Source organism: Thermococcus onnurineus NA1 (assembly GCF_000018365.1).
GTDB lineage: Archaea > Methanobacteriota_B > Thermococci > Thermococcales > Thermococcaceae > Thermococcus > Thermococcus onnurineus.
Map to the genome: position 1 here is coordinate 440,107 of NC_011529.1, position 23,729 is coordinate 463,835.

General features: G+C 51.7%; 27 protein-coding genes. 7 read left to right on the plus strand and 20 right to left on the minus strand.

Features of this window, described 5'->3' with window-relative positions; translation table 11 throughout:
* Positions 1 to 49: 49 nt before the first annotated feature.
* Genes TON_RS02485 through TON_RS02495 form a run of 3 tightly spaced genes read left to right on the plus strand, consistent with a single transcriptional unit; the run spans position 50 to position 2,783 of the window.
* Entirely contained in the window at positions 50 to 1,390 is a 1,341-nt protein-coding gene (locus TON_RS02485) for a DUF438 domain-containing protein (protein ID WP_012571437.1), read from the plus strand.
* Position 1,391: 1 nt separating this feature from the next.
* Positions 1,392 to 1,703, plus strand: coding sequence for a cupin domain-containing protein (locus tag TON_RS02490; protein WP_012571438.1), 312 nt, complete (start codon positions 1,392 to 1,394; stop codon positions 1,701 to 1,703).
* Between the two features lie 3 nt (positions 1,704 to 1,706).
* Positions 1,707 to 2,783 (plus strand): M24 family metallopeptidase, encoded by a 1,077-nt coding sequence (locus TON_RS02495; RefSeq protein WP_048055143.1) that lies wholly within the window; start codon positions 1,707 to 1,709, stop codon positions 2,781 to 2,783.
* Here TON_RS02495 and TON_RS02500 read toward each other — a convergent pair.
* Positions 2,780 to 3,241, minus strand: coding sequence for an Lrp/AsnC family transcriptional regulator (locus TON_RS02500; RefSeq protein ID WP_012571440.1), 462 nt, complete (start codon positions 3,239 to 3,241; stop codon positions 2,780 to 2,782). The genes TON_RS02495 and TON_RS02500 overlap by 4 nt on opposite strands.
* 119 nt (positions 3,242 to 3,360) lie before the next feature.
* On the opposite strand from TON_RS02500, the gene TON_RS02505 reads away from it, so the two are divergent.
* Both TON_RS02505 and TON_RS02510 read left to right on the plus strand, forming a co-directional pair.
* Positions 3,361 to 4,692 (plus strand): leucine/methionine racemase, encoded by a 1,332-nt coding sequence (locus TON_RS02505; protein ID WP_012571441.1) that lies wholly within the window; start codon positions 3,361 to 3,363, stop codon positions 4,690 to 4,692.
* Between the two features lie 78 nt (positions 4,693 to 4,770).
* The gene (locus TON_RS02510) at positions 4,771 to 6,072 is read left to right on the plus strand and encodes a uracil-xanthine permease family protein (RefSeq protein ID WP_012571442.1); all 1,302 of its coding nucleotides are present in this window, start codon (positions 4,771 to 4,773) and stop codon (positions 6,070 to 6,072) included.
* 30 nt (positions 6,073 to 6,102) lie between these two features.
* Here the strand turns inward: TON_RS02510 and TON_RS02515 are convergent, their stop codons facing one another.
* The 15 genes from TON_RS02515 to TON_RS02585 form a co-directional block, all read right to left on the minus strand.
* Positions 6,103 to 6,687, minus strand: a complete 585-nt coding sequence (locus TON_RS02515) for a DUF996 domain-containing protein (RefSeq protein WP_012571443.1) — start codon at positions 6,685 to 6,687, stop codon at positions 6,103 to 6,105.
* An 81-nt stretch (positions 6,688 to 6,768) separates the two neighbouring features.
* Positions 6,769 to 7,467, minus strand: a complete 699-nt coding sequence (gene nuoI / locus TON_RS02520; protein ID WP_012571444.1) for an NADH-quinone oxidoreductase subunit NuoI — start codon at positions 7,465 to 7,467, stop codon at positions 6,769 to 6,771.
* 5 nt (positions 7,468 to 7,472) lie between these two features.
* Positions 7,473 to 8,648, minus strand: coding sequence for an NADH-quinone oxidoreductase subunit D (locus TON_RS02525; protein ID WP_012571445.1), 1,176 nt, complete (start codon positions 8,646 to 8,648; stop codon positions 7,473 to 7,475).
* 10 nt (positions 8,649 to 8,658) lie between these two features.
* A complete protein-coding gene (locus TON_RS02530; protein ID WP_012571446.1) occupies positions 8,659 to 9,192 on the minus strand; it encodes an NADH-quinone oxidoreductase subunit C in 534 nt (177 codons plus the stop codon).
* Between the two features lie 5 nt (positions 9,193 to 9,197).
* A complete protein-coding gene (locus TON_RS02535; protein WP_012571447.1) occupies positions 9,198 to 9,770 on the minus strand; it encodes a NuoB/complex I 20 kDa subunit family protein in 573 nt (190 codons plus the stop codon).
* Between the two features lie 10 nt (positions 9,771 to 9,780).
* Complete coding sequence (locus tag TON_RS02540; RefSeq protein ID WP_012571448.1) at positions 9,781 to 10,710, minus strand: respiratory chain complex I subunit 1 family protein; 930 nt, start codon at positions 10,708 to 10,710, stop codon at positions 9,781 to 9,783.
* A 3-nt stretch (positions 10,711 to 10,713) separates the two neighbouring features.
* A complete protein-coding gene (locus TON_RS02545; protein ID WP_012571449.1) occupies positions 10,714 to 12,576 on the minus strand; it encodes a proton-conducting transporter transmembrane domain-containing protein in 1,863 nt (620 codons plus the stop codon).
* Complete coding sequence (locus TON_RS02550) at positions 12,573 to 14,060, minus strand: proton-conducting transporter transmembrane domain-containing protein (RefSeq protein ID WP_012571450.1); 1,488 nt, start codon at positions 14,058 to 14,060, stop codon at positions 12,573 to 12,575. Before TON_RS02550 ends, TON_RS02545 begins: the two co-directional genes overlap by 4 nt.
* Positions 14,057 to 14,401: an NADH-quinone oxidoreductase subunit K gene (locus TON_RS02555; RefSeq protein WP_012571451.1), complete on the minus strand. Its 345-nt coding sequence runs from the start codon at positions 14,399 to 14,401 to the stop codon at positions 14,057 to 14,059. The genes TON_RS02550 and TON_RS02555 overlap by 4 nt, the downstream gene beginning before the upstream one ends.
* A complete protein-coding gene (locus TON_RS02560) occupies positions 14,398 to 15,108 on the minus strand; it encodes a Na(+)/H(+) antiporter subunit B (RefSeq protein ID WP_012571452.1) in 711 nt (236 codons plus the stop codon). Before TON_RS02560 ends, TON_RS02555 begins: the two co-directional genes overlap by 4 nt.
* Positions 15,102 to 15,386: a DUF4040 domain-containing protein gene (locus TON_RS02565; RefSeq protein WP_012571453.1), complete on the minus strand. Its 285-nt coding sequence runs from the start codon at positions 15,384 to 15,386 to the stop codon at positions 15,102 to 15,104. Before TON_RS02565 ends, TON_RS02560 begins: the two co-directional genes overlap by 7 nt.
* Complete coding sequence (gene mnhG / locus TON_RS02570) at positions 15,383 to 15,793, minus strand: monovalent cation/H(+) antiporter subunit G (RefSeq protein WP_012571454.1); 411 nt, start codon at positions 15,791 to 15,793, stop codon at positions 15,383 to 15,385. The genes TON_RS02565 and mnhG overlap by 4 nt, the downstream gene beginning before the upstream one ends.
* Positions 15,790 to 16,044, minus strand: a complete 255-nt coding sequence (locus tag TON_RS02575) for a monovalent cation/H+ antiporter complex subunit F (RefSeq protein WP_012571455.1) — start codon at positions 16,042 to 16,044, stop codon at positions 15,790 to 15,792. The genes mnhG and TON_RS02575 overlap by 4 nt, the downstream gene beginning before the upstream one ends.
* Positions 16,041 to 16,547, minus strand: coding sequence for a Na+/H+ antiporter subunit E (locus TON_RS02580; protein WP_012571456.1), 507 nt, complete (start codon positions 16,545 to 16,547; stop codon positions 16,041 to 16,043). The genes TON_RS02575 and TON_RS02580 overlap by 4 nt, the downstream gene beginning before the upstream one ends.
* Before the next feature lie 274 nt (positions 16,548 to 16,821).
* Positions 16,822 to 17,322 carry a hypothetical protein gene (locus tag TON_RS02585; protein ID WP_012571457.1) on the minus strand — a complete coding sequence of 167 codons (501 nt, stop codon included), beginning with the start codon at positions 17,320 to 17,322 and terminating at the stop codon, positions 16,822 to 16,824.
* A 190-nt stretch (positions 17,323 to 17,512) separates the two neighbouring features.
* Here TON_RS02585 and TON_RS02590 point away from each other — a divergent pair, with 190 nt between their 5' ends.
* Entirely contained in the window at positions 17,513 to 18,772 is a 1,260-nt protein-coding gene (locus TON_RS02590; RefSeq protein WP_012571458.1) for a radical SAM protein, read from the plus strand.
* Between the two features lie 309 nt (positions 18,773 to 19,081).
* Here TON_RS02590 and wecB read toward each other — a convergent pair whose 3' ends face one another.
* Positions 19,082 to 20,215, minus strand: coding sequence for a non-hydrolyzing UDP-N-acetylglucosamine 2-epimerase (gene wecB, locus TON_RS02595; RefSeq protein ID WP_012571459.1), 1,134 nt, complete (start codon positions 20,213 to 20,215; stop codon positions 19,082 to 19,084).
* Positions 20,212 to 21,501 carry a UDP-N-acetyl-D-mannosamine dehydrogenase gene (locus tag TON_RS02600; RefSeq protein ID WP_012571460.1) on the minus strand — a complete coding sequence of 430 codons (1,290 nt, stop codon included), beginning with the start codon at positions 21,499 to 21,501 and terminating at the stop codon, positions 20,212 to 20,214. The genes wecB and TON_RS02600 overlap by 4 nt, the downstream gene beginning before the upstream one ends.
* A gap of 285 nt (positions 21,502 to 21,786) precedes the next feature.
* Between TON_RS02600 and TON_RS02605 the strand changes: the two genes are divergently transcribed.
* Positions 21,787 to 22,914 carry a DUF354 domain-containing protein gene (locus tag TON_RS02605; protein ID WP_012571461.1) on the plus strand — a complete coding sequence of 376 codons (1,128 nt, stop codon included), beginning with the start codon at positions 21,787 to 21,789 and terminating at the stop codon, positions 22,912 to 22,914.
* Here TON_RS02605 and TON_RS02610 read toward each other — a convergent pair.
* Complete coding sequence (locus TON_RS02610; protein ID WP_012571462.1) at positions 22,849 to 23,421, minus strand: stage II sporulation protein M; 573 nt, start codon at positions 23,419 to 23,421, stop codon at positions 22,849 to 22,851. The two genes, TON_RS02605 and TON_RS02610, sit on opposite strands and share 66 nt — an antisense overlap.
* Positions 23,422 to 23,432: 11 nt before the next feature.
* Positions 23,433 to 23,711, minus strand: a complete 279-nt coding sequence (locus tag TON_RS02615; RefSeq protein WP_012571463.1) for a lipoate protein ligase C-terminal domain-containing protein — start codon at positions 23,709 to 23,711, stop codon at positions 23,433 to 23,435.
* Positions 23,712 to 23,729: the final 18 nt, after the last annotated feature.

The following is a 23,729-nucleotide window of genomic DNA, read 5'->3' on the forward strand; positions in this document are numbered from 1 at the left end:
GAAATACTTATAAGCGCCACCTATGACATATGTCATGAAGGTGACTAAGATGACCGAGTTACTGAACAACAGGGAGTATAAGAAGGAGCAGCTCAAGAATCTGCTCAAAAAGATACACGAGGGAGAAGATGTAAACAAGCTGAAGGCCGAGTTTAAGGCAGCCTTAAGTAGCATCTCCCCCCTTGAAATCCCGCTCATCGAGCAGGAGCTGGTGAAGGAAGGCATCTCCGCCAAGGAGATAGCCAAGATGTGCGACATCCATGTCGAGCTCTTCCGCGAGGCAGTTTCGGGTACTGACGAGCTCGAAGAGAAGGATCTTCCAGAGGGACATCCGCTCAGGACTCTCTACGAGGAGAACAAGGAGATAATGAAGGACGCCGAAATGCTTAACCTTTACGCCTCGACACTGGTCAACACCAAGGACGAGCGCATGAGGAAAGAAATCCTCGGCGTTCTGGAGGAGATAGTGGGCAACCTCAGGAAGGTCGGTTTCACGCACTACAATCGCGAGGAGATGCTTACGTTCCCGTACATCGAGAGAAGGGGTCTAACTGCAATAGCCACTGTCCTCTGGACAAAGCACGACGAGATAAGATTCATGATTAAGCGCCTTGCTGAACTTCTAGCGGGAAGAGAAGAGATGTCTTGGGAGGAATTCGTGGAGAAGTTCAAGGCCAAGGCAAGTGAGACCTCATTCGCCCTTAGTGACATGGTCTTCCGGGAGAACAACATTTACTATCCGACCCTCAAAGCCCTCCTCACGGAGGGAGAGTGGAAGGCCATCCGCCAGCAGGAAGACGAGATTGGCTATTACAAGGTGAACCCTCCCATGTGGGATCCCGGTGAGAATGTAAAGCCGCTTCACCCATGGGAGATTGATCCCGAGCTGAGCGTTGAACAGCTCCTTGAGCTTCCAAAGGAAGTTCAACAGGCCCTGAAGGGTCAACCTCTGGAGTTTGACAAAGCTGAACTCAAACGTGAGGGCGACATAGACCTTGGAACCGGCTACGTTAACGTCGAGGAACTCAAGGCAATATTCGAGGCCCTTCCGGTTGATGTGACCTTCATAGACAAGGACGACCGCGTGAGGTTCTTCTCACCGGGCGAGAGGATATTCGTTAGGACCCCTTCCGTGCTCGGAAGACCTGTCCAGCTCTGCCATCCGCCCAAGAGCGTCCACATCGTGAACAAAATCCTCAAGGCCTTCAAAGAGGGCAGGAAGAAAGAGGCCACCTTCTGGATACGAATGGGGCCGAAGTATGTTTACATCAAATACGTGCCGCTGTTCGATGAGAACGGCAACTACCTCGGGACGCTGGAGATGACTATGGACATAGCAGAGTATAAAAAGATTGATGGCGAAAAGAGACTGCTTGACTGGAGGGATTGAAATGATTGTTGTCAATGTTGAAAATGCTGAGATGATGGAGAACCCACATGGTGTCGATGTCAGAAAGCTAGTCGCGATGGAGAAGGCTCAGATATTCCACATCACACTGAAGCCGGGTGAGGCTCTCAAAAGGCATGCAACGCCAGTGGATGCCTTTATCTACGTCATCAAAGGAAAGGGCATTGTGGAAGTTGGCGACGAGAGGGCGGAGGTTAAGAAAGGAAGCCTTGTATACCTGCCGAAGGACGTTCCCCACACGGTTTCTAACTCTGGGAGCCTAGAGATGGCGTTCCTTGTTATTAAGGTGGTGTGAATGATTAGAGGAAACCCGGAGATATTCAGAAGGCGTGTGGAGAGGTTCCAGAAACTGCTCCGGGAGAACGAGATAGATGGTGCTGTCATAAGGACACTCTCCAGCTTCATCTACTTCACCGGCACCAAATGGCTCCGTCCGAGCCTCTTCATCCCTGCCGAGGGCGAACCATTAGTTTACGTTGTCAAGGGAGAGGCGGAGCTTTTCAAAAGAAAGAGCTGGATAGAAAATGTCGTCGAGTTCCAGAAGGTCGAGGACCTTATGGCTGGTGTTGTGAGCTGGATACATCGCAACGGCATGGAGCGTGTCGGTCTTGAGTTCGGCATTGAAAGGGACGCATATCTCATATTCCTCAAGATATTCGAGCGTCTCAATCCAACGGTTGAGATAGTGGATATCCTTGATCTCACGATGGGCCTCAGGATGATAAAGGATGAATGGGAGCTCGACAATATCAGGAAAGCTGGAAAGATAGCCCAGAAGGGTATGAAGGTTTCAGAGGATGTTATAAAGCCTGGCATGAGCGAGCTCGAGATAGCGGCCGAGGTTATGCGCGAGCTCATGCTCAACGGCTCTGAGGATCCAAAGGTCTACGTTTCAACGACACCGAGGGCACATGCCGAACCCTTCCGCGACCTCAAGGTTCCCGAGAACGGGGTTGTTACCGTCGTTATAGGTGCCGACTGGAACCACTACTATGCCAATATGGCGAGGACTTTCGTGATTGGAGACCCTGGTGAGAGTGTAAAGAAGGCAATCGAGGTCAAGGAAGAGGCCTACAAGCTGGCGCTTGAAGAGACTCGGATTGGTGTCCCTTTAGCTTCCGTGGAGAAGAAGCTTGCGAATTTCTTTAAGGAGCGGGGCTTCGATGATGCTTACATAGCTGGCTACACCCACGGAGTCGGTCTGTTAATCGAGGAACCGCCGATAACGACCATCGTCGTCCCACAGAGGGCCGCGAAGGTACAAGAGAATATGGTTCTCACAATAATCCACCCGCCGCTCATGATTCCACAGGGCACTATAAAGCACGAGGACACTTACATAGTAAAGAAAAACGGTCTTGAGAGGGTCACCTAAAACACCCTTGCGTAGCCCCACTTCCGGACGCTCGTCAGGATTGATGTTTCCGTGCTCCTTATTCCCTCGATCTTTCCCAGCTTTTCTATTAGAAAGCTCTCCAGCTCCTGCAAATCCTTCACCGTTACCTGCATGAGTATGTCGTGCGCTCCTGTGGCTATGCCGAGAACATCAACTTCAGGCAGCTTGCTTAGCTCTTCCGCTGCTTGCTTTATTTTGTTTGGCTCGATGTCAACGGCTATGAATGCCACTATGTTATAGCCCGCCTTGAATGGGTTTATCAGTGCCGCGAACTTTCTTATGATTCCCCTTTCCAAGAGCTTCTTCACGCGGAGCCTTACCGTCGACTCAGGTACTCTGAGCCTCCTCGCTATCTCCGAGTAGCTCGCCCTCCCGTCCTCCTGGAGGATGTGGAGTATCATCCTATCGAGTTCGTCAAGGTGTTCATTCTCCCGCATTATGCAACCACCTATTCTGTCAATTCGACATTAAGGTCTTAAGCTTTTCTGCGAATTCACCAAAATTTGGGCGAAATTACTATTAATTCTACAACGTGTATAGCATTGGAGGCGAGATTATGGAGAGGGATGAAATAATCATGAGGTATTCAAGGGTATTTCCCAAGGCAGCGCGCGTTACCTACGCCCCTATAGTCGGAGTGAGGGCTGAAAACGCCAAAGTGTGGGACATCGAGGGGAGGGAATACATAGACTTCCTGAGCAACGCTGCTGTCCAGAACGTCGGCCACAACAACCCGCGCGTCGTGAATGCCGTTAAAGAGCAGGCCGATAGGCTGATTCACTTCACCTTCATCTACGGCTTTCCAGTCGAGCCCCTGCTCTTGGCAGAAAAGCTCGCCGAGATTTCCCCCATAGAGAATCCTAAAATCTCCTTTGGTCTCAGCGGAAGCGATGCCAACGATGGGGCAATAAAGTTCGCGAGGGCCTACACTGGGAGACGTCACATCCTCAGCTACCTAAGGAGCTATTATGGGGCAACGTATGGGGCGATGAGTGTCACCGGTTTGGAACTTGAGGTCCGCTCCATCGCAGGAGAGCTAAGTGAAGTTCACTACATTCCTTACCCAAACTGCTACCGCTGTCCCTTTGGCAAGGAGCCGAGGACCTGCCACATGGAGTGTGTTGAGTATCTGAAAGAGAAGTTTGAGGGAGAGGTTTACGCAGAGGGAACGGCTGCACTCTTTGCCGAGCCCATACAAGGCGACGCCGGGATGGTAGTGCCGCCGGAGGGCTACTTCAAAAAAATCAAGCGCATCCTCGATGAGCACGGCATTCTCCTCGTGGTGGACGAGGTGCAGAGCGGACTGGGTAGGACTGGAAAGTGGTTCGCGATAGAGCATTTCGGCGTTACGCCGGATATAATAACCCTCGCTAAGCCCCTCGGTGGCGGCTTACCTATAAGTGCGATAATCGGAAGGGCCGAGATAATGGACTCCCTGCCACCGCTCGGCCACACCTTCACGCTGAGCGGCAACCCAGTGGCGAGCAGAGCGGCCTTGGCAGTCATCGAGGAAATCGAAGAGAAAGATCTTCTTAGGAGAGCCAAAAAGCTCGGAAAGTATACGAAAAAGCGTCTTGAGAAGATGAAAGAGGAGCATGAACTCATCGGTGATGTCAGAGGGCTTGGACTGATGCTCGGCGTTGACCTCGTCAAGGACAGGGATACTAAGGAGAGGGCCTATGAGGAGGCAAGAAAAGTTGTATGGCGCGCCTACGAGCTCGGCCTTGTTTTGGCGTTCCTCCAGGGCAATGTGCTGAGGATCCAGCCGCCACTAACGATAGAGGAAGATGTGCTTGAAGAAGGTTTGAACAGGCTGGAGCAGGCGATAGCCGACGTCGAGGAAGGTAAGGTTCCAGATGACGTTCTTTCAAAGGTGCAGGGATGGTGATTTTAACAAGTTTTTGTCTATTTAGCTCATTTCCGAAAACTTTTTAAACAAATTTTGATACAGCTTGAGCGGGCTTCAATGGAAGCTTGGGAGTTCGAAAGGAAGAAGGTTTTGAAGATTGGGATCGAGGATAGAGTTGAGCCCTCAAAAGCTTTGGTTTTTGGCCTTCAGCACGTTCTGGCGATGTTTGGAGCGACCGTCACTGTTCCGCTGGTCGTGGGCGGTGCAATAGGTCTCAGCGGCGACCAGGTTGCCCTCATGATACAGGCGGTTCTTCTGACTATGGGTATCGCGACGCTCCTGCAGACAACGATAGGCTCGCGCTACCCGATAGTCCAGGGTTCGAGCTTTGCCTTCATCCCAGGGCTGATAGCGATAGGCTCAAGTATTGGCATGGCTGCTGTACAGGGTGCACTTATCGTGGGGGGCTTGATTGAGGCGGCTATAGGCTGGCTCGGTATAATCGGCAAGGTCAGAAAGCTCTTCACACCCCTCGTCACAGGAGTTACAATAATGCTCATAGGCTTCAGCCTGGCGGGCGTTGCCGTCAAGAACTTCCTCAACTTTTATGCCGACCCAAGCGGAAGCACCGTCGTGAGCTCCGTCATCGTCGCGGGGGTTACCTTCCTCACAACAGTGTTCGTCGCACTGAAGGCAAAGGGCAGCCTCAAAGCAATGCCCGTTGTCATAGGTGCCTTGGTGGGATACCTCGTCAGTATCCCCATAGGCCTAGCCAACTTCGACCTTGTGAAGAACCTTCCAGCATTCAGCCTGCCCAAGCTTCTTCCCTGGGGTGAGCCTATATTTGATACGACGGCCGTTGTCATCCTGCTCTTCGCCTTCATGGTGAGCATAATCGAGAGCGTCGGCGACTACCATGCCATAGCGACCGTTACCGGCTCGGAAATAACGGAGAAGCACATAGCCCGAGGTATAGGCAGTGAAGGTCTGGCCTGCTCGATAGCCGGCCTTTTGGGGGCCTGCGGAACGACGAGCTATTCGGAGAACATAGGGGTCGTTGCCCTGACAAAGGTCGGGAGCAGGCACGTCGTTCAGGTCGGTGCAGTCATTCTAATCCTTCTGTCGCTGGTTCCCAAGTTTGCGGGGGTTCTGGCATCGATGCCGGCCCCAGTGCTCGGCGGTCTCACCCTGGCTCTCTATGGCATGATAAGCGTCACAGGGCTTAGGTTGATAACCGAAAAGGTCGAGCTCAACGACAGAAACACACTTATACTGGCTGCAGCTCTCGTAGCCGGCCTTGGAGCACCGCAGCTTCCGGCAGAATTCCTCGCCCACTTTCCGGAGATAGTTTCCAGCATACTTGAGTCAGGCATGGCGGTTGGAGCATTGACGGCAATAATCCTTGACAGGCTCCTTTGATCTTTCAATTTTTGAGAAAAGAAAAAGGAATTAGTAGATGGGACTCCTGTACGTTCCTCTGAACTCAAGCTCCTCAGGCATGTTGGAGAACGCTATTATCTGGTAGATTGCGGCAATTAGCAGCAGGATGCTGCCTATGAGTATTATGAGTGTTAACGCACCCCACCAGAGCCATTTGGCGGTCTTCTGGAACTCTTCTACCCCGGTTATTTCGTACATGACCTCCCACGCCTGCTTCTGGAAGTATACTGCCAGTATAAACACGGCGATTATGAGTATGATGCCGAGCAGAACCATCCCTATACCGAATGTCTCATAGGGCTCATTCATGCCGCCTTTCGGCAGTGTTATTGCTCCAATCAAGATGAGAACTATTGCGAATACTACTCCTGCAATGGCCACAATGACGCTGTAGAGGTAATACTTGAAAGGCCTCTCATCACCAACCTTATCTCCGATTCCCTTCAGGGCGAGCAAGACCAGTATGAATGCAATCAGTGATAGCGTGCTTCCAAAGACGCCGATGTAGGGTATTGCTCCCATAAACGCCGCGACGAGCGCTAAGATTGATCCCCAGAGACCGAAGTTCTTTTCATTTCTGACGTCTATTGCCATAGAATTCCACCAAATTAATAACTCACGAACTTCTTAAAATCATTTCGAAAAAATGGCAAGAAATTAATGGGAAAAAGAGGTTCATTCTTTCTTTTCTTCTATCTTCCCAGCTTCCTTCTTCTCAGTGGGCTTTTCAACAGGCTTGGTATCATTCTTTTCCGCTGCTTTTGCGGCTGCCTTCTGAGCAGGCTTTGTCGGTGGCTTCGGCGGTCTGATGCCGTAGCCGAGTATCTTGAACTTCATGACCTCTCCGTCTCTCAGGTAGTAGGTGACCTCCTTCGTTTCCTTGTTGAACTCTATCTTCTCCACCGGGAATCTGTAGTCGGGGAACTTCTCGTTTATCTCCCTGAACTTGTCTGGATGGATTGGAACCCAGTCAAAGAGCTCCAGCTCCTCGTCCTTCCACTCGGTGGTGAGGATGTAGTTCTCGATGAAGCCCAGCGCTCCAGGTGGACAGACGTCGACACAGAACTCACAGAAGGTACACCTGCCATAGTCTATCTTTGGATGTGGCCTCTTCTCCATCTTGCCATCCACTTCTATCCAGGTCATCTCTATTGCCCTCGCCGGACATATCTGGCCGCAGAAGTTACAGCCGACACACTTCTTCCAGTCTAGGGTGTGGAATCCCCTGTAGTCCTTAGCTATCTGTACCCTCTCGTAGGGTATCTTGATAGTAACGGGCTTCTTGAAGAGGTACTTGAGGCCCATCCAGGGCTTGATGAATGATGGCTTCTTCCTGACTTTCTCCTCTGGGGCGACCTTAAAATCAACCTCCATTTTCATCACCTGTCAATGTCTGGTGGACAGTTGTCAAGGCTCATCAATATCACGGGGACGTCGGCTATTCTTGCTCCAACCAAGAGCTGCTCGAGAACCCTGACTCCGTGGGCTATACTTGGGCCCCTTATCTGCACTCTGTACGGCTTGTGCTTTCCATCACTGACGACATAGGCACCAAAGTCGCCCTTCGTTGATTCCACGTGGGCAAATGCATCTCCAGCCGGAACCTTAAACCTCGGGAGATTCTTGAGCTTGGGATCTTCAACCTTATACGGTCCGCTCGGCGGTCCCATCTCGAGGAGCTGGTCGAGGATGTAAAGATCCTGCTCAAGCTCGAAGCGCCTTATCAAAGCCCTCGCGAGGGCATCGCCCTCCTTCAGGACGGGAACCTCGAAGTCGAGCTCTGGATAGAGCAGGTATGGATCTGCCCTCCTCACGTCGTAGGGAACGCCGGTGGCTCTGAGGTTTGGCCCAGTGACGCCTTCGGCGAGGGCAAACTTCTTGTCCATCACTCCAATTCCCTCAAGCCTCCTGTGGGCAACGTAGTTCTCGAAGACAAGGTTGTCGAAGTCTGATAACTTGCTCCTGATGTACTCGACGGTGTCCTTGAGCTGGCGAAGCCACTTGTCGCCCGGAATGTCCCTCCTGACACCGCCGGGGATGGTGTATATGTGATAGACCCTGGCACCGGTCAGTTGCTCGAAGAGGGCCATCAGCCTCTCCCTGTAGGCAGCAGCCCACTGACCGGCAGTGTAGACACCGAGCTTGAAGCTGAGACCCATTATCCAGAACAGATATGCGGAAACCCTCGCCATTTCGAGGACGGTTGTTCTAATCCACTGAGCCCTCTCTGGAACCTCCCAGCCGATTATCTCATCAACGGCCATTGAGTATATTGCCTCGGGGACGTCTGGCTCTGGAACACAGATTCTAAGGAGGAGCGCTATGTTCGTGTGCCACGGCCTGTACTCGGCGAGCTTCTCAAAGCCCCTGTGGAGGAAGCCGGGGTTGGCTATAGCCTTCACAACCCTGTGACCGTCCATCTTGAGGATTATGCTGAAGTTCTCAGTAGCCATGTGCTGTGGGCCAAAGAACAACTCGTAAGTGTCCTTATCGATTGGGAGCAGATCCATCCCATTTTCTCTCGCTTCCCGAATGAGCTCATTCTGTGAAACCATAACTCTCACCTCAAATCACGTAGTTGTCCTTATCCTCATCGAACCTGTCGAGCAGCTTGTACTTCTTCTTCACGTAGGTCAGCATGTCGAAGTCCTTTCTGTGCGGGAAGAGCCCCTGCTCGGTATCGTCGAGGATCCACGGCATCTCCATCTTCTCATTGCCCTCGAAGTAGACTCCAAAGAAGTCGTGGGCGTCCCTCTCGTAGGTCTCAGCCACAGGGTAGATATCCTTGACGGTTGGCATCCTTGCCTTATCGAGATCCCTCGGAATCCGTGTTCTGACCATGGCGTGGGTTCTGTGGGTCACGCTCCACATCTGATAGATAAGCTCAAGCTCACCGTCGTTGGGCCAGTCGACGGTCGTTATCTGGAGCATGAGCTCGAAGTCGTTATCCCTGAGCAGCATGAGGAAGTCCCTTATCCTGTCTGCCGGAATGCTGAACTCAATCCTCCGTTCGCGCCGCACCTTGCCCTCGGCGTAGGGGGCTTTTTCAAGGATTTTGTCAACGAGCATCTGCTCTCTCTCCCACTTAACTTCCCCCATCTCGTTCACTCCTCCTTTTTCTTGTCCACCAGCCATGGGATCCACCTTCTGGCTTCCCTCTCACGCCATCCTTCGCCGAAGAGCTCGTCCTGGTTCTTCTTGTACCACTCGTAGTTCTCCTTGTACCTCTTCCATCCGTCTGCTGTTCCGTTCTCAATCATCTCCATTATCTTCTGGATTCCGTCCATGACTGCCTCTGGCCGCGGCATGCATCCGGCTATGACGACATCGACCGGGATGTACTTGTCGAGGTGCTTGATAGCGTTGTAGGCGTCCCAGTAGATTCCACCGTTGAGCGGGCAGGAGCCGTGCGCCAGGACGTACTTTGGATCAGGTGCCATTTCGTAGGTGATTATGATTCTTTTGAGGGTCTTTGGCGTAACGTAGCCCGTGATGAGGAAGAGGTCGTACTGTCTTGGACTCGGGTCCGGTATCATACCGAATCGCTCTAGGTCATACCTTGACGTCATGAGGGGCGGCATCTCTATACCGCCGCATCCGGTACAGAACGACACAATCCAAAGGCTCTTCTTTCTCGCATAATTAAAGAGAGGTTCAAAGAGTCTCCAGTCCACCATTTTCATCACCTCACAGGCTTGCAAGTATCGCTCCGAGTGCGGCTATGATGGTCGGCCACTTCCAGTAGAACTTGGCCGCCTGGTCAATCGTGAACCTCGGGAATATCGTGCTGACGAATACCGCTATGAGGAGCACCGCTATCTGCTTGACGAGGAGTATTGCAAGGCTGGCTATGGTGTTCAGTATCGGGCTTGCAAAGGCAGTAATAACTGCTCCGCCTAGGAATATGTTGCTGAAGAACAGCGTCTCCGCGAAGAGGGCTATGGCGTGCTGTATCTGGAGTATCCCCATGTGTTTTCCGCCGAACTCGACCATCGGACCGAGGGAGATTTCACCTGGTGCAATCATGATGTCGAAGGGCTCCTTGCCGAACATTGCCTGAAGGACGATGTCGTAGGCTATGGCGGCTAAGAGGAGCGGCAGGTGTATTATACTCCATCCGCTGATCTGCTGAGCCATGACTATCTCGTAGGTGCTGAAGGTTCCGTAAAACTCTGCGAGTGCTATTATCGCGAAGCCGAGGGGCACCTGAATGGCCAGCATAGTAAGCAGGGCCCTCTGGGCGCCTATTCCTGCATAGGGGTTTCCTGAGCTCATTGCAGCGAACATTATTCCCAGCATCGGTATCTCGAGGAGGAAGGTGATGAGGATGAGGTCCCCGTAGGCCCTGAGTATGCTGACGCTTCCCAGCGGGATGAAGAACAAAGCCAGTACCGTAGCTCCAAGGGCGTAGATGATGCCGAAGTCGTAGATTAATCCGTGGGTAATGTTCTCCTTCTTGCCGAAGAACTTGATGGTGTCAAGTATGGGCTGATAGATTGGCGGTCCTACCCTTCTGTGTATCCTTGCGCTCACTTTCCTGATTATTCCCATGAACATGAACCCGACGAAGGTCGCATAAATTAGGAGGAATAAAGCCTTCAGCGCTACCTCAAGCATTCTTCACACCCCCCACATAGCGAGGATTAACAGGACTATGGCAAGATACCAGGCATAGCTCTGGACGTTTCCATTGTAGACGTAGTTCCTCATGGTCTCGGCGAAGTCCTCAACAGTCTTTCCAACGTCCTTGTAGAACCTGTCAAAGCTCATTCTGAGCCAGAAGGACAGGGCCTCCTTGAGCGGAAGGAAGAAGTTCCTCCTGATGGTGAGGTTGTACTCCATCGTTACTGGGTTTCCTGACTGGTAGGTGTCCGTAACGGGGACTTTTCTCACGCCTGCCCCCATGAAGTAGACTATGGCCGCAATGAGCATGCCGACCACAAACCAGACGGTGAGGAGGAGGCCGTTGTACTTACCGAAGCCGAGGTTCAGCTCCCATATAGTTCCACCGATGACCTCTCTGCCGAATATCTTGTTTAACTCCTGGGCCACAAGACCTGGAGCGACACCGAAGACGACGTTGAGCACCGCAAGTATGCCCATGCCTATGGCAAGGGGCAATGGAGCGTCCTTGGTGTCATCAAGGTCGGTTGGCCTCTGACCGAACCAGACTGCGTAGGTGAACCTGATGAGGTAGACGAAACCTACGGCACTTCCAAAGAACACCATCGCACCGAGTATTGGCATGTTCTGGCTTATGACCGACTCAAAGATTAGCCACTTGCTGGCGAAGCCGACCATCGGCGGAATTCCAGCGAGGCTGAGTATTGCTACAAAGGCCATCGCAAATGTTACTGGCATCTTCTCTGCCAGTCCGCCCATGTCTTTGAACTCCGTCTTCCCGGTGCGGTAGATTATGGTGGCCACTATGAGGAAGAACAGTCCCTTGAAGAGGGCGTGGCTTATGGCGTGGTAGATGGCGGCTTCGATGCTCAATGCAGTCCCAACACCTATGCCCACTAGGATGTAACCTATCTGGCTTATACTGGAGTAGGCGAAGAGCTTCCTGATGTCCTCCTGGAGCGCCGCGAGGATGCCGCCGACGATAATGGTTAGACCACCGAGAAATGCTATGATGTAGCCGAACTTGGGGACGGTTCTAATCGTTCCGAATTCGTAGAGCAGGCGGTAGCCTATGAGCATGTAGATGAGGATAAATCCGTAAACGCCAGTCTTGCTGAGGACGCCGCTGAACATCGCGGTGTAGCTCTGGTTGGTCTCGCTGTAGGCATCGGGCGCCCACACGTGAAGCGGGAACATCCCGGCCTTAACGCCAAAGGCGACCAGGAAGAGACCGAAGATTAACGCAATTTCGCCCTTGCTAAAGATGGTAGATGAGCCGACAGCCGCCAGTGCCGCGTCCTGTGAGAACGCTCTGTAAACTTCTATAAAGCTGAAGGAGCCGACTTTGGCGTAGATTATGCCTATCGCTATGAGCATCGCGTAGGCTCCGATAACGCTGAGCACGAAGTACTTGAGTGAGGCCTCCCTGTTGTACTTGAGGACCATCATGAAGCTTCCGAAGGTCATGATTTCCCAGAAGATGAAGAACCCTAACAGGTCGTAGGCTATGAAGATGCCGTAGACGCCGGTGAGGCTCATCAGGGCAAACAGCCACTCGTAGCCGTTCTTTGAGGTTGAGACCATTCCAAGCACTGCGGCAAGGCCAACAACACCGGCTATCATAGCGAATATCCAGCTCATGTGGGTTAATGTGAACTCAAGGGTGAAGCCGGCAAAGTTCAGCGTGTGCTGTATCATTCCTTCGGCATCAACGGTTGGATAGAGCTTGATGAGGTAAGCTAGGGGAAGGGCTGCACCGGCAACGCCGAGCAGCTCTCTAATAACTTTGATGTCAAGCGCCCAGGCGATAACGCCAGCAATCAGAGGCGCGAAAATGATAACGATGAGTTCGTTAATCATGCTCCCACCCCCATCAGTGGAACGTTCTTAACGTACTGGGCCACGTTGAAGATGTCCTCCCCAGCCTTCCTGGCGAGCTCCCAAACGTAGTCCGGGTAGACTCCTATGACGACCACCAAAGCCGCGAGGAAGAACATCATGAGGCCAATGACCATGCTCTCGCTGATTCTCTCTCCCTCTCCTTCGAACCATATGGCGTGGAGCAGCCTGAAGTAATAGACCGCCTCCACGACGCTCGCTGAAAGTACAAGTACTGCCGCCCAGGTGTAGCCGACGTTCAGGGTCGCAAGGATTATTCTGATCTTGCTCCAGAAGACGTTGAAGAGCGGTATTCCGATGGTGGCTACTGCACCAACTGAGATAGCGAAGGCCGTGAGCGGCATCCTCCTGCCGAGTCCCTGGAACTTCTCCAGCTCTGCACCGCCGAGGGTTATCGCCACGTAGCCGACGGCGAGGAACAGGAGAACTTTGACTATTGCGTGGTTGATCATGTGGAAGACACCAGCGTCAACGCCGGCCTGAGTGCCGAGGGCGAAGGCGAGTGCTATGAAGCCTATCTGGGCGATACTGGAGTAGGCTATCATCCTCTTGACGTTCTTCTGCCTAAGCGCTGCCAGCTCGGCAACGACGACGGTGAGGGCGGCCATTACGATGAGAAGCCTGAGCACTGAGCCCCAGCTCTCGACGACCTGCATGAGGTAGATAATCCTCGCCATGGCGTAGAGGGCAGCCTTGACGACAAAGGCGGAGAACATGACGGTGATTGGGTGCGGTGCTGCCTGATAAGCGTCGGGCGCCCAGGCGTTGAGCGGGAAGAGCTCAGCTTCGACGGCCAGACCAAGAATTATGAGCGCGAGGCCGACCTGGGCTACGGTGGGATCCATAGTTGCTGCGAGCTGGGCTATCTGGGCCATGTTGAGGGTTCCGAGGGAGCCGTAGATTAAAGCGACACCGATGAGGAAGAAGCTTGAACCGATTCCACCGAGGATGATGTACTTCATTGACGCTTCGGCCGATTCACCTGTCTTGTTGTAGGCCGTGAGGGCGTAGGCAGTTATTGCCGTTATCTCCATGAAGACGAAGAGGTTGAATATATCACCGGTCGCTATCATTCCGGTGGCACCAAGCATCAGCAGGAGGAAGAGCATGGCATACTTGTCGATGGGTTCGGTTTTGACCGCGCTGATGCTGAAGATCGAAGTGAAGAGGCTAACGACTGCTATTATGAGTACGAAGAGCGCCGCGAAATGGCCGAGGTAGAGGTTGATTCCAACGGGTGGCTTCCAGCCGCCGGCGATGACTATTATTGGCTGGCCAGTAGTATAGACCTCCTTGAAGACCCATGCGGCTATTCCAGTCTGGAGGGCGGTAACTAGGATCAGGAAGTACCTGACGGCGTTCTTTCCCATTCCCTTAAACACGGGGACGAAGAACGCGCTGATGAGGGGTAACGCTATGAGCAGAGCAGCGTACTGCCCGTTCATCCTCTCAACCTCCTTATCTCTTCAACGTTAAGGGTTCCGTACTTCTCGTAAATCAGTATGGCAACGCTAAGGGCCATGGCGGTGGTGGCAACTCCAATAACTATAGCCGTGAGAACCAATGCCTGCGGAATCGGGTCAACTGCCTGGCTCGGACCTATTCCTTCGCTCAGTATTGGGGCGCTCTTGCCGCTCACGTAGCCAATGCTGATGAGTAGCAGGTTAACACCCGTTTCCATTATGCTGAGGCCTATGAGAATCTTGAGCAGGTTCTTTTTCACCAGGATTGCGTAGAGGCCTACGAGGATGAGCGCTATCGCACCAAAGTAGTAGACGCTTATCATTCGCTCACCTCCTCCTTGAGCATGTTGTCGATGATTCCGCTGAGCTCCGTGCCGACCTTAATGCCGATGATGGTGTAGATTATTGGTATGAAGCCACCGCTCAGCAGTCTACCGACGTTGTCCCAGCCAAACTGCCAGGTCTGCCATATCCAGTCGAAGAGGAAGTAACCGCCTATTGCGAGACCAACTAGACCAACGGCGACGTAGCTCATGCCAGCTAGGCCCTCAGTGACCTCAAAGCCCCTGTGTGGGATTTCGTAGGTTATGAACGCGAGGTACAGCAGCAGGAAGGCAGTGGCAATGGTGGCTCCTCCTGGGAATCCTCCACCCGGGGTGAGGTGTCCGTGAATGAAGATGTAGGCACCGAAGAGCATCACGAAGGGGAAGAGCAGCCTCGTTCCGGTTGTGAGAACTATTGAGCCCTCGGTCTTTGCGGTTCTCTCCTTCTTTCTTCTCCAGAGCAGGGCTCCAACGCCAGTAGATGCTATAAACAGGACGGTGACCTCACCAAGGGTATCAAATCCGCGGTAGTTGACGACGACGGCGGTGACGGCGTTAACAGAGCCGGTCTGCTGTTTCACATTGTCGAGATAGTACTGGCCGACGAGCATCTTGTCCTCGCCGAAGGGGACCCCGGCCAACCCCTGAGCCAGCCAGTACCCTATGATGAGGAGTGTGATTATTGCCAAAGCGCGCTTGACTACCATCTCACCCACCACCCGGGCGTTTCTTCTTCCTCCGTCTCGAACCTCTGGGTTCTCTTAATGGCGAATATGAACACGGCACCGCTGAGTGCAGCACCTATTGCTGCCTCGGTCATAGCCACGTCCGGAGCCTGCAGGAAGAAGAACAGCAGTGAGGCGAACAGGCTGACGGCTGCCATTCCGACGGCGGCAGCTAGTATGTCCTTCCACTCGACGGCGAGTATTGCGGAGACTACCATGATCGCAACTATTAAGTGGGGGATGTAATACGCGAGGTTCATTCCTCACCACCCTCTCCGGTTTCATCAGTTTCTTCGGGGGTTTCCTCGGCTTTGACCTTCGCCTCGAGGTGCTCACTGTACTTGTCGACGATGCTGCCTTCCCACAGTGGGATTCCGCTCTTGTACGCTGCCCTTATGAGTGCGTGGGCGCTTATTGGGTTGGTAAGCAGGAGGAACACAGCGATGACAATGGTCTTTGTGAGCCATGCCGCGCTTCCGAAGTCGGTCCCGAGAGCCCAAATTCCGACACCAACTATGACACCCAGAGAACCAAGGGTGGCGCTTTTGGTCGAGGTCTGCATCCTGTTGTAAACGTCGGGCATCCTGATCAGACCTAGGGCTGATAGGAAGTAGAAGAACGTCCCCAGCAGGACGAGAACTTCTCCGATCACCGTAAGAGCGTTCATAGGCCTCCCTCCATGTAGCGCGCGAATGCCATGACTCCACCGAAGGCCAGAATCGCGTATACCAGGGCAACGTCGAGGAATATCATTCTCTGGTAGTAGAGCGCGAAGAGCACCATTAGTCCGGTGGTTATGGTTGTCATTATATCAACAGCCACGATTCTGTCCACTGTCGTTGGTCCTCTGAAGATCCTGTACATGCTGAGGAGCGTTGCTATCGCTATCAGGGCGAGATAAACGTTTATCCCTATCATCCGAAGATCACCTTCAGGAACTTTTCAAAGGGCTCGGTTATGCTCTTAGAAGCGCCTTCAACGGAATCATCCTTGACGTCTATCCAGTGGATGAAGTACCTGTCACCGTCAACGTCGAGGGTTATGGTTCCGGGCGTCAGGGTTATTGAGTTCGCAAGGCTGAGCTTCCCAACGTCGCTCTTGAGAACAGTTCTGCACTCAACAATTCCTGGGTTTATGGGTCTCTTGGGGTGAAGAACTCTGTATGCAACATCGAGGTTGGCCATGATCATTGCCCAGAGGAAGTAGGGTATGTAAGCTATTGCGTAGGCGATCCTCTTTGGATGCAGGTTTGCGAGGCCATTGGTGGTGAATATCTCGTAGGTGAAGGCTCCGACGATTAGAGACAGTAGCAGGCCGAATCCGAGTTCTTGTGGATCTAAACTAGCCGTTAGAAACAGCCATATCAGGAACAGCACGATAACCGTGTACAGGTAGCGGCTTATCTTGCTTGCTTCTCCCATTCAGCAACCCTCCAGTGGTTGATGGAAGTGCTCCCAACAGAGTTAAGCGAAGCTAATTTTAGGTTTAAAACAATGACTTATAAACCTTACCAGCGAAGAACAAAGGTTTAAAACTTTTGGTTAAAATAGAGACGGCAGATTTGTTCTATGATGTTAAGAAGAGTCCTTTGGGACGCATGACTTTATAGAAGTCATGAACTTCTCAAATTTGTTTACTAAAAGTTGAGAAAGTTGAGGAAAACTTCAATCAACAAATTACAGGAGAAGAGAGGGTTCAATAAATTGAAATCCTCTTGACGCCCTCAAGCTTGGAGAGTTCGTTTATCAGGTCTCCAGGAATCGGCTTTTCAGTGATGATGGTGAGTGTTGCTTCGGGATACAGCTCCGGATCCTCGGCAACTACCTGAATAATGTTGATGTCCCTCTCGGCGATCTTCTGAGCGATCTTGGCGAGTATTCCTATCGCCCTCGGCTCGGGCTCGATCTCAATGACGCCGTAGCCAACATGCCTCCCGACGTACTTCATGTGAACGGTTGGCTCGAGGTTGGTGTATATCTCCTTCAGCTCGGGTATCTTGAGTATCATGCCGACGGTCTCCTTGACGACCCTTCTGTCCACGTCAAGGGCCTTGGCTATCTTGGTGTATGGAACCTCTATGTCGCCCGCTTTAATCTTCATGTCGTCAGAGACGCGAAGGCCATACTTGAGAAGCGTTTTGGCAATCTGCTTTCTGACGGGATATTCATCAAAGTAATGCTCAATCTTTCCCCACATGATCAATCACCCATGGTAGTCCATCGATAGACTGTTTAATTCAATAATATTAAAATGTTTCCATGCCCGCATGATGGCAAAAGGTCTTCCCTTAAAAATCTTTAGGCGGGGGAGTCTTTGAGATTCCATCATGTGACGGATTTTTTATCCATCGACGAATTTTTAAAAGGCGTTTAGGAAACCGGGAATCATGATTGAAGTCAAGCTCCCCCATACGTACTTTGAAGATCTCGGCGAGAGTGTAAGACTAATCTGGCGAGATACTCTCTATGCCGAGTTTGAAAAGAGTGAGCTGATTCAGGTTATAAAGCGAAAATATCGCGTGAAGCCAGAGGTTACCGCGAGGGATGGTGCGCTCATTATCGATACCGATTATTCCGACGTCGAAAAGTACATTGCAATATACATTCAGAACAACCTCGGCGCCCTTCTTAGAAACAGGTACACAAATCGAAAGGTTCTCTACATTCACGAGGGGATGGACGTTCCTTTACTTGGTTACAACGCTTTTGGCTTAATAGATAGGGGAACTAATCTCATCCAAATTAGGGGTGTGAGCGGCTGCAACCTGAGCTGCATCTTCTGCTCTGTTGACGAGGGGCCCTATTCAAGAACCAGAAAGCTCGACTATGTGGTTGATATTGATTACCTGATAAAGTGGTTTGACGACGTCGCTCAAATCAAGGGAAAAGGTCTTGAGGCACACTTAGACGGTCAGGGAGAACCACTTCTCTATCCTTTCCGCGTGGAGCTCGTTCAGGCTTTGAGAGAGCATCCGAACGTTAGGGTAATCTCGATGCAGAGTAACGGGACTCTGCTAAACGATAGACTCGTGGAAGAACTTGCTGAGGCAGGTCTCGATAGGGTGAATCTCTCACTCCACTCCCTCGACCCAGAGAAGGCCAAGATGCTTATGGGGCGGAAGGACTACGACCTTCAGCATGTCCTGGACATGGCCGAGGCGCTGGTAAACGCCGGAGTGGACGTGCTCATTGCCCCAGTGATAATCTTCGGCATCAACGACAACGAGGCCGAGGCCTTCATAGAGTTCGCGAGGAGGATTGGGGCGGGTAAGAGATGGCCTGCTCTTGGCTTCCAGAACTACATCCCCTACAAGTTCGGCAGGAATCCAACTATAGCCAAGCTCGTGCCGTTCAAAAAGTTTTACGAGTGGCTCCGCGAGCTGGAGCAGAAGACCGGCATGAAGCCCCTCGTCCTGAAGCCTCACCACTTCGGCATGGAGAAGCGTGAATTCATCCCCCTTGCCTTCAGGCCGGGGGAAGTTGTAAGGGCCGAGGTTGTTCTGCCAGGCAGAATCCAGGGTGAGATGCTGGCAAAAGCCAGGAACAGGCTTATCGAGGTCATCAATACAGATGCCGAGGTCGGTGACAGGATAAAAATCAAGATAGTGAGAACGAGGCATGGGATTTACATAGCAACTCCCATTTAGGAAGATTATTTAAGCACTGCTCTTCCACAATACTTTGATGATTAGTATGAATTGAGGTCTTCATAGGGGCATCTTCTTGTAATGGCTGTCATAGGTGTTTATTTAGCGTCACAAGTTCCACTTTAACTTAAGAGTACACTAAGAGCATTTTACTCCATATACTCCCCCAATTCGACTAGAGTAAGTCGCCCCGAAGGCTCAGAAGCCGTTTACGTTGTTGTTTTGGCCGATGGTTCCTTTTATCCTACGGACGTCAAAAACTGTTGAAGCGGAAAAATGATGAATGACGTTGAAGACTGGTTCAAAACTTTATATAAATCGTGAACTCCTCACATTCAGCTCTCCTTTTTCGTAAAGCTCAAGCAGAATTTCAGCTATTCTCTGTCCCGATTTTCCATCGCCGAAGGGATTTGGAGCACTAGCCATCTTCTTGTAGAATTCCTCATCGCTCAGAAGTCTTTCGACGTGGCTCAGGGTTCTCTCCTTTTCGAGACCAACGAGGACGTTGCCGCCGGCTTTCACGGTCTCTGGCCTCTCAGTGTTGTAGCGGAGGGTCAGGCACGGTACGTTGAGGATTATGCTCTCCTCCTGAACACCTCCCGAGTCCGTCATGACTATTTTCGCGTTCCTCTGGAGCTTTAGGAAGTCGAGATATCCAAGCGGCTTCGTGACGATAAGGTTCTCTATCGCCTCAACACGTTCCCAGAGGCCAAAACTCTCGAGCTTCTTCCTCGTTCTGGGATGCATGGGATAGACAACCTTAACCGGCAACTCCTCAAGGATTTCCAAGAGCCTTCTGAGATTCTCCTTGCTGTCCGTGTTCTCAGCTCTGTGGGCGGTGAGGAGTATGTACTCCTTGGGTTTGAGGCCGAACCTTTCGAGGACGTCGCTTTTCCTCTCGGCTATCTCTGCGTTCTGGAGGACTGCGTCAACAACGGTATTGCCCACGACGTAAACGTTCTCAGTTATGCCCTCGCGTTCGAGGTTTTTTCTTGCCTCTTCCGTCGGGGCAAAGAGAACCTCACTTGCGTGATCCGCTAAAATCCTGTTTATCTCCTCCGGCATCGTTCTGTCGAAGCTCCTTAAGCCAGCTTCAACATGGGCAACGGGGATTTTCAGCTTGACGCTTGCCAGTGCGCCGGCAAGGACGGTGTTCGTATCGCCCTGAACGAGCGTGACGTCGGGCTTTTCTTCCATCAGGACCTTTTCAATCTTAATCATTGCCGTTCCCGTCTGTTCGGCCTGTGTTCCAGAACCAACTTCAAGGTGGTAGTCTATCCTCCTGAGCTCTAGCTCCTCGAGGAATACACTGCTCATCTCGTAGTCATAGTGCTGGCCGGTATGGATTAAAAGGGGCTCAACGCCCCTCTCCTCGAAGGCTCTGATAACAGGAGCAAGCTTTATTATCTCCGGCCTCGTTCCGAATACGAAGGCCGGTTTCAATACTCTCCCCTCCCAAGGCCTTTGAAGATGAACCCCTTGGGCGGATCTTCTACGATGTGCCTGCCGTCGATGAGGATTCTGTTTCTCATCAGCTTTCCGAGCTCCTCCCAGTCGAGGGATTTGAAGGCCGTATGGTCGGTTGCTATGACTATTGCATCTGCGCCTTTAACAGCATCTTCTATGCTCTCATGAGTCCCTTTTACGAAGGGATCGTAAGTTCTAACCTCTTTAACCTCCTCATTTATGGCGTCCATAAAGGCAAAGGCCGGTGAATTCCTGGTGTCATCACTGTTTCCCTTGTAGGCCAGACCAAGGATAACTACAACTGCCTCTTCGGGCGGCAGATTTATCGTCCTGAGAGCCTCAAAGAGCAGATCCTTCGTGAAGAGCGGCATGCTGTCGTTTATCTCTCTTGCCAGCTTTATCAAGCCGAAGTCTTCCTTCGCAGGCCAGACGAGAAGGTGAGGATCTTTCGGCAGGCAGTGTCCGCCGACGCCTATTCCTGGAACATGGATTTTAACCCTCGGGTGGGTGTTGGCCAGCTCTATCGCCTCAAAAACGTTTATTCCATACTGATGGGCCAAGAAAGCGAATTCGTTGGCCAAAGCGATGTTTACGTCGCGGAAGGTGTTCTCCATGAGCTTGACTACCTCGCTGACGGTGGAGTTGGTCTTGAAGGTTTGTCCCTTAACAAAGGAACGGTAAAGCTTCTCGGCGAGTTCGGCGCTCTCGGGAGTTATTCCGCCAAAGATTCTTGAATTGTAAATGAGCTCTTTAAATATCCTCCCCGGCATGACCCTCTCTGGGGCGTGAACCATGTAGAAGTCCTCCCCGGGTTTGAGTCCAGTGATCGCTTCAATCAACTCCGCCATCTTCACTGTGGTAAGCGGCGGGACCGTGCTCTCTATGATAATGAGCGAGCCTTTTTTCATAGCCTTTGCAACGGTCTCCACGGCACTCTCGAGATAGCTTAGATTGGGCGTTTTATCTTCCTTCAGGGGAGTCTGGACGCAGATTATGTAAACGTCCTTTTCTCTTATCTCTTCTGGATTTGAGGTCGCTTTCAGGTTGCCGCTTTCAATGGCTTTTCTAAGGAGTTCATCTATCTCCGGCTCGATTATGTGTGCCTTTCCGGAGTTTATCTTCTCAACGACCTTCTCCCGTATCTCGTAGCCTATAACCCTAAAACCCGCGTTGGCAAACATTATGGCCGTTGGGAGGCCGATATATCCGAGGCCTATGACCGCTATCTCCGCTGTTCTTTCCTCTATCATCTTTTCTAGCATGCCTCTCACCTATCCCAGTGGAGATGTCTCTCAATAAAAGCCTTTCCCAAAAAACGATTTCTGAACTGATTTCTGCGATGTGAGTGACTCTGGGAGAATTTTTGCCCTCCTGTGGGCTCTTACCTGTTTTTTGTTTTTTCATCACGTCAATTTCATCGAAAGAAAGCGTTTTAAACGTTCTTTTGGCCTAAACCCCTACTGAAAAACTTTGAAAAGAAGGCTTCACAACCGTTTTTTGGGAAAGTCTTATATTGAACAGGGTTGTCCCGTAGTTAGGTGAGTGGAATGAAGGTATGGATAGACATCACGAACGCTCCTCACGCTCACTTCTTCAAGGGTATAATCAGGGAGCTGGAGAAATCCGGTCACGAGGTTCTCATTACCACCCGTGAGTTCGATGGGTTAACCGGCATTCTGGACATGTTGGGATTCGATTACTACGTCGTCGGCAAGCATGGCGGCGCAACCCTGGAGGGCAAGCTCCTTGCAAGCACTGAAAGGATGTACAAGCTTTCCAAGCTTATCATTGAAGAGAAGCCGGATCTGGCACTCTACAAGCACTCTGCCGAGGCACCGAGAGTTGCTTTTGGGCTCAAGATTCCCTCCATCGGCTTCGTCGATAACGAGACGGCAGTTGCACAGAACAAGCTCATCCTTCCATATACCAGTCTATTGCTTTACCCAATTGCAATAGACGCCTACGAGCTGCTCAAATGCGGGGCCGATCCAAACGGCATGCGCCCGGTTAAGGGGTTCTCAGAGCTTGCCCATCTTTACGGATTCGTTCCCGACAGAAAAGTTCTCAAAGAGCTTGGTGTGAAAAAGAACGGCTACATAGTGATGCGCACCGAGCCCATAAAAGCTAACTATTTCAACGGCTCCGAGAAGAGTGTCCTTGAGGACATTATTCCAGTGCTGCCAGACGTTCCTATAGTTCTCTTTCCGAGAATAGAGGGGCAGAAAAGAAGGTTTGAGAGATTTTCCAACGTCATAATTCCGGAGAAATCTGTGGACAGCCTCAGCCTGCTATACTACGCCAGGTTGATGATAGGTGCCGGTGGAACGATGAACAGGGAGGCCATAGCTCTTGGCACTCCAACTATCTCAACGTATCCCGGCAGGCTCCTTGCGGTTACAAAATGGCTGGTCGAGAAAGGGGTTAAGTTTCACTCCACAGATCCGGTAAAGGTCGCGATGATGGCCGAGCGCATGATGGAGCTGAACGGAAGCTACAGGACATACATAAGAACAGTCATCAGCGGCTTTGAGAATCCGATGGATGTCATTCTCAAGGAGATAGAAACCTACGAGGAGTTTGGAACATTCAGGACAATGAAAGTGGAAGAATCAGCCAATTCCGGCGATGCTCGGAGTTATGTAGGCCTCAATGAACGCCGCAACAAGGAGAAGTAGTATTGAGAGAGCAAGAAGCCTCAGAGCCTTTACTGTCCCTCTTCTGAATCTTTCCCCGGCTTCTTCATCCCCATGGACTATTTCTCTGTACCATATTATACCCGCAACTCCTGCCACAGCCAGGGCTGGAATCTCGATGACCCCATGAGGGATTATCCCGAGGACTATCTGCCCCGTCGAGAGCTCCCCTGTAAGCTGGATAGCTCTTACAACCAAGCCGACAATGAAGCCGTTAAAGGCCATTATGAACCAGGGGCCGAGGCCAAAAAGCAGGCCCGAGAGCATCATGAAAAGAGCAACCATGGAGTTATTGGTGAATATTAGAACAAAGTTCTTGAAGCTGGAATCTGAAATTGGCCCGATTTCTTCGGCTATTTTCTTGACGGCATCTATAGCTACGTCGGGATTGCCAAGGGCGAAGGCGTAGCCCAAAAAGGACGCCGCGATGAACACCAGGAGTAGAAGAAGGAAAGTTCTTGCGGGAGAGCCCTTTTTTGATCCGGGCACCTCGCTCACCCTCACTTCTTAAGGGCATTCTTAAGGGCTATCTTGAAGTCCTCGACGTTCACGTAGGGCATCTCTATGTCCATCCTGACGGCAAAGAACTCGTCGATGATCTGCTCGAGCTCCTCCAGCCTGTGGCCCTCAAGCTCTCTTTCAAGGTCGTGGATAGCCTCCTCTGGGTGCATGAAGAAGTCCCCAGTTATCTTGACGTTCTCGGCTATCCCCTTCTCTTCGTCGAACTCTATCCTTATCAGGCCCTTCTTGGCCTTGTGCTCACCGACGTGGTGCTTCATACCCATCCCCAAAGTAAA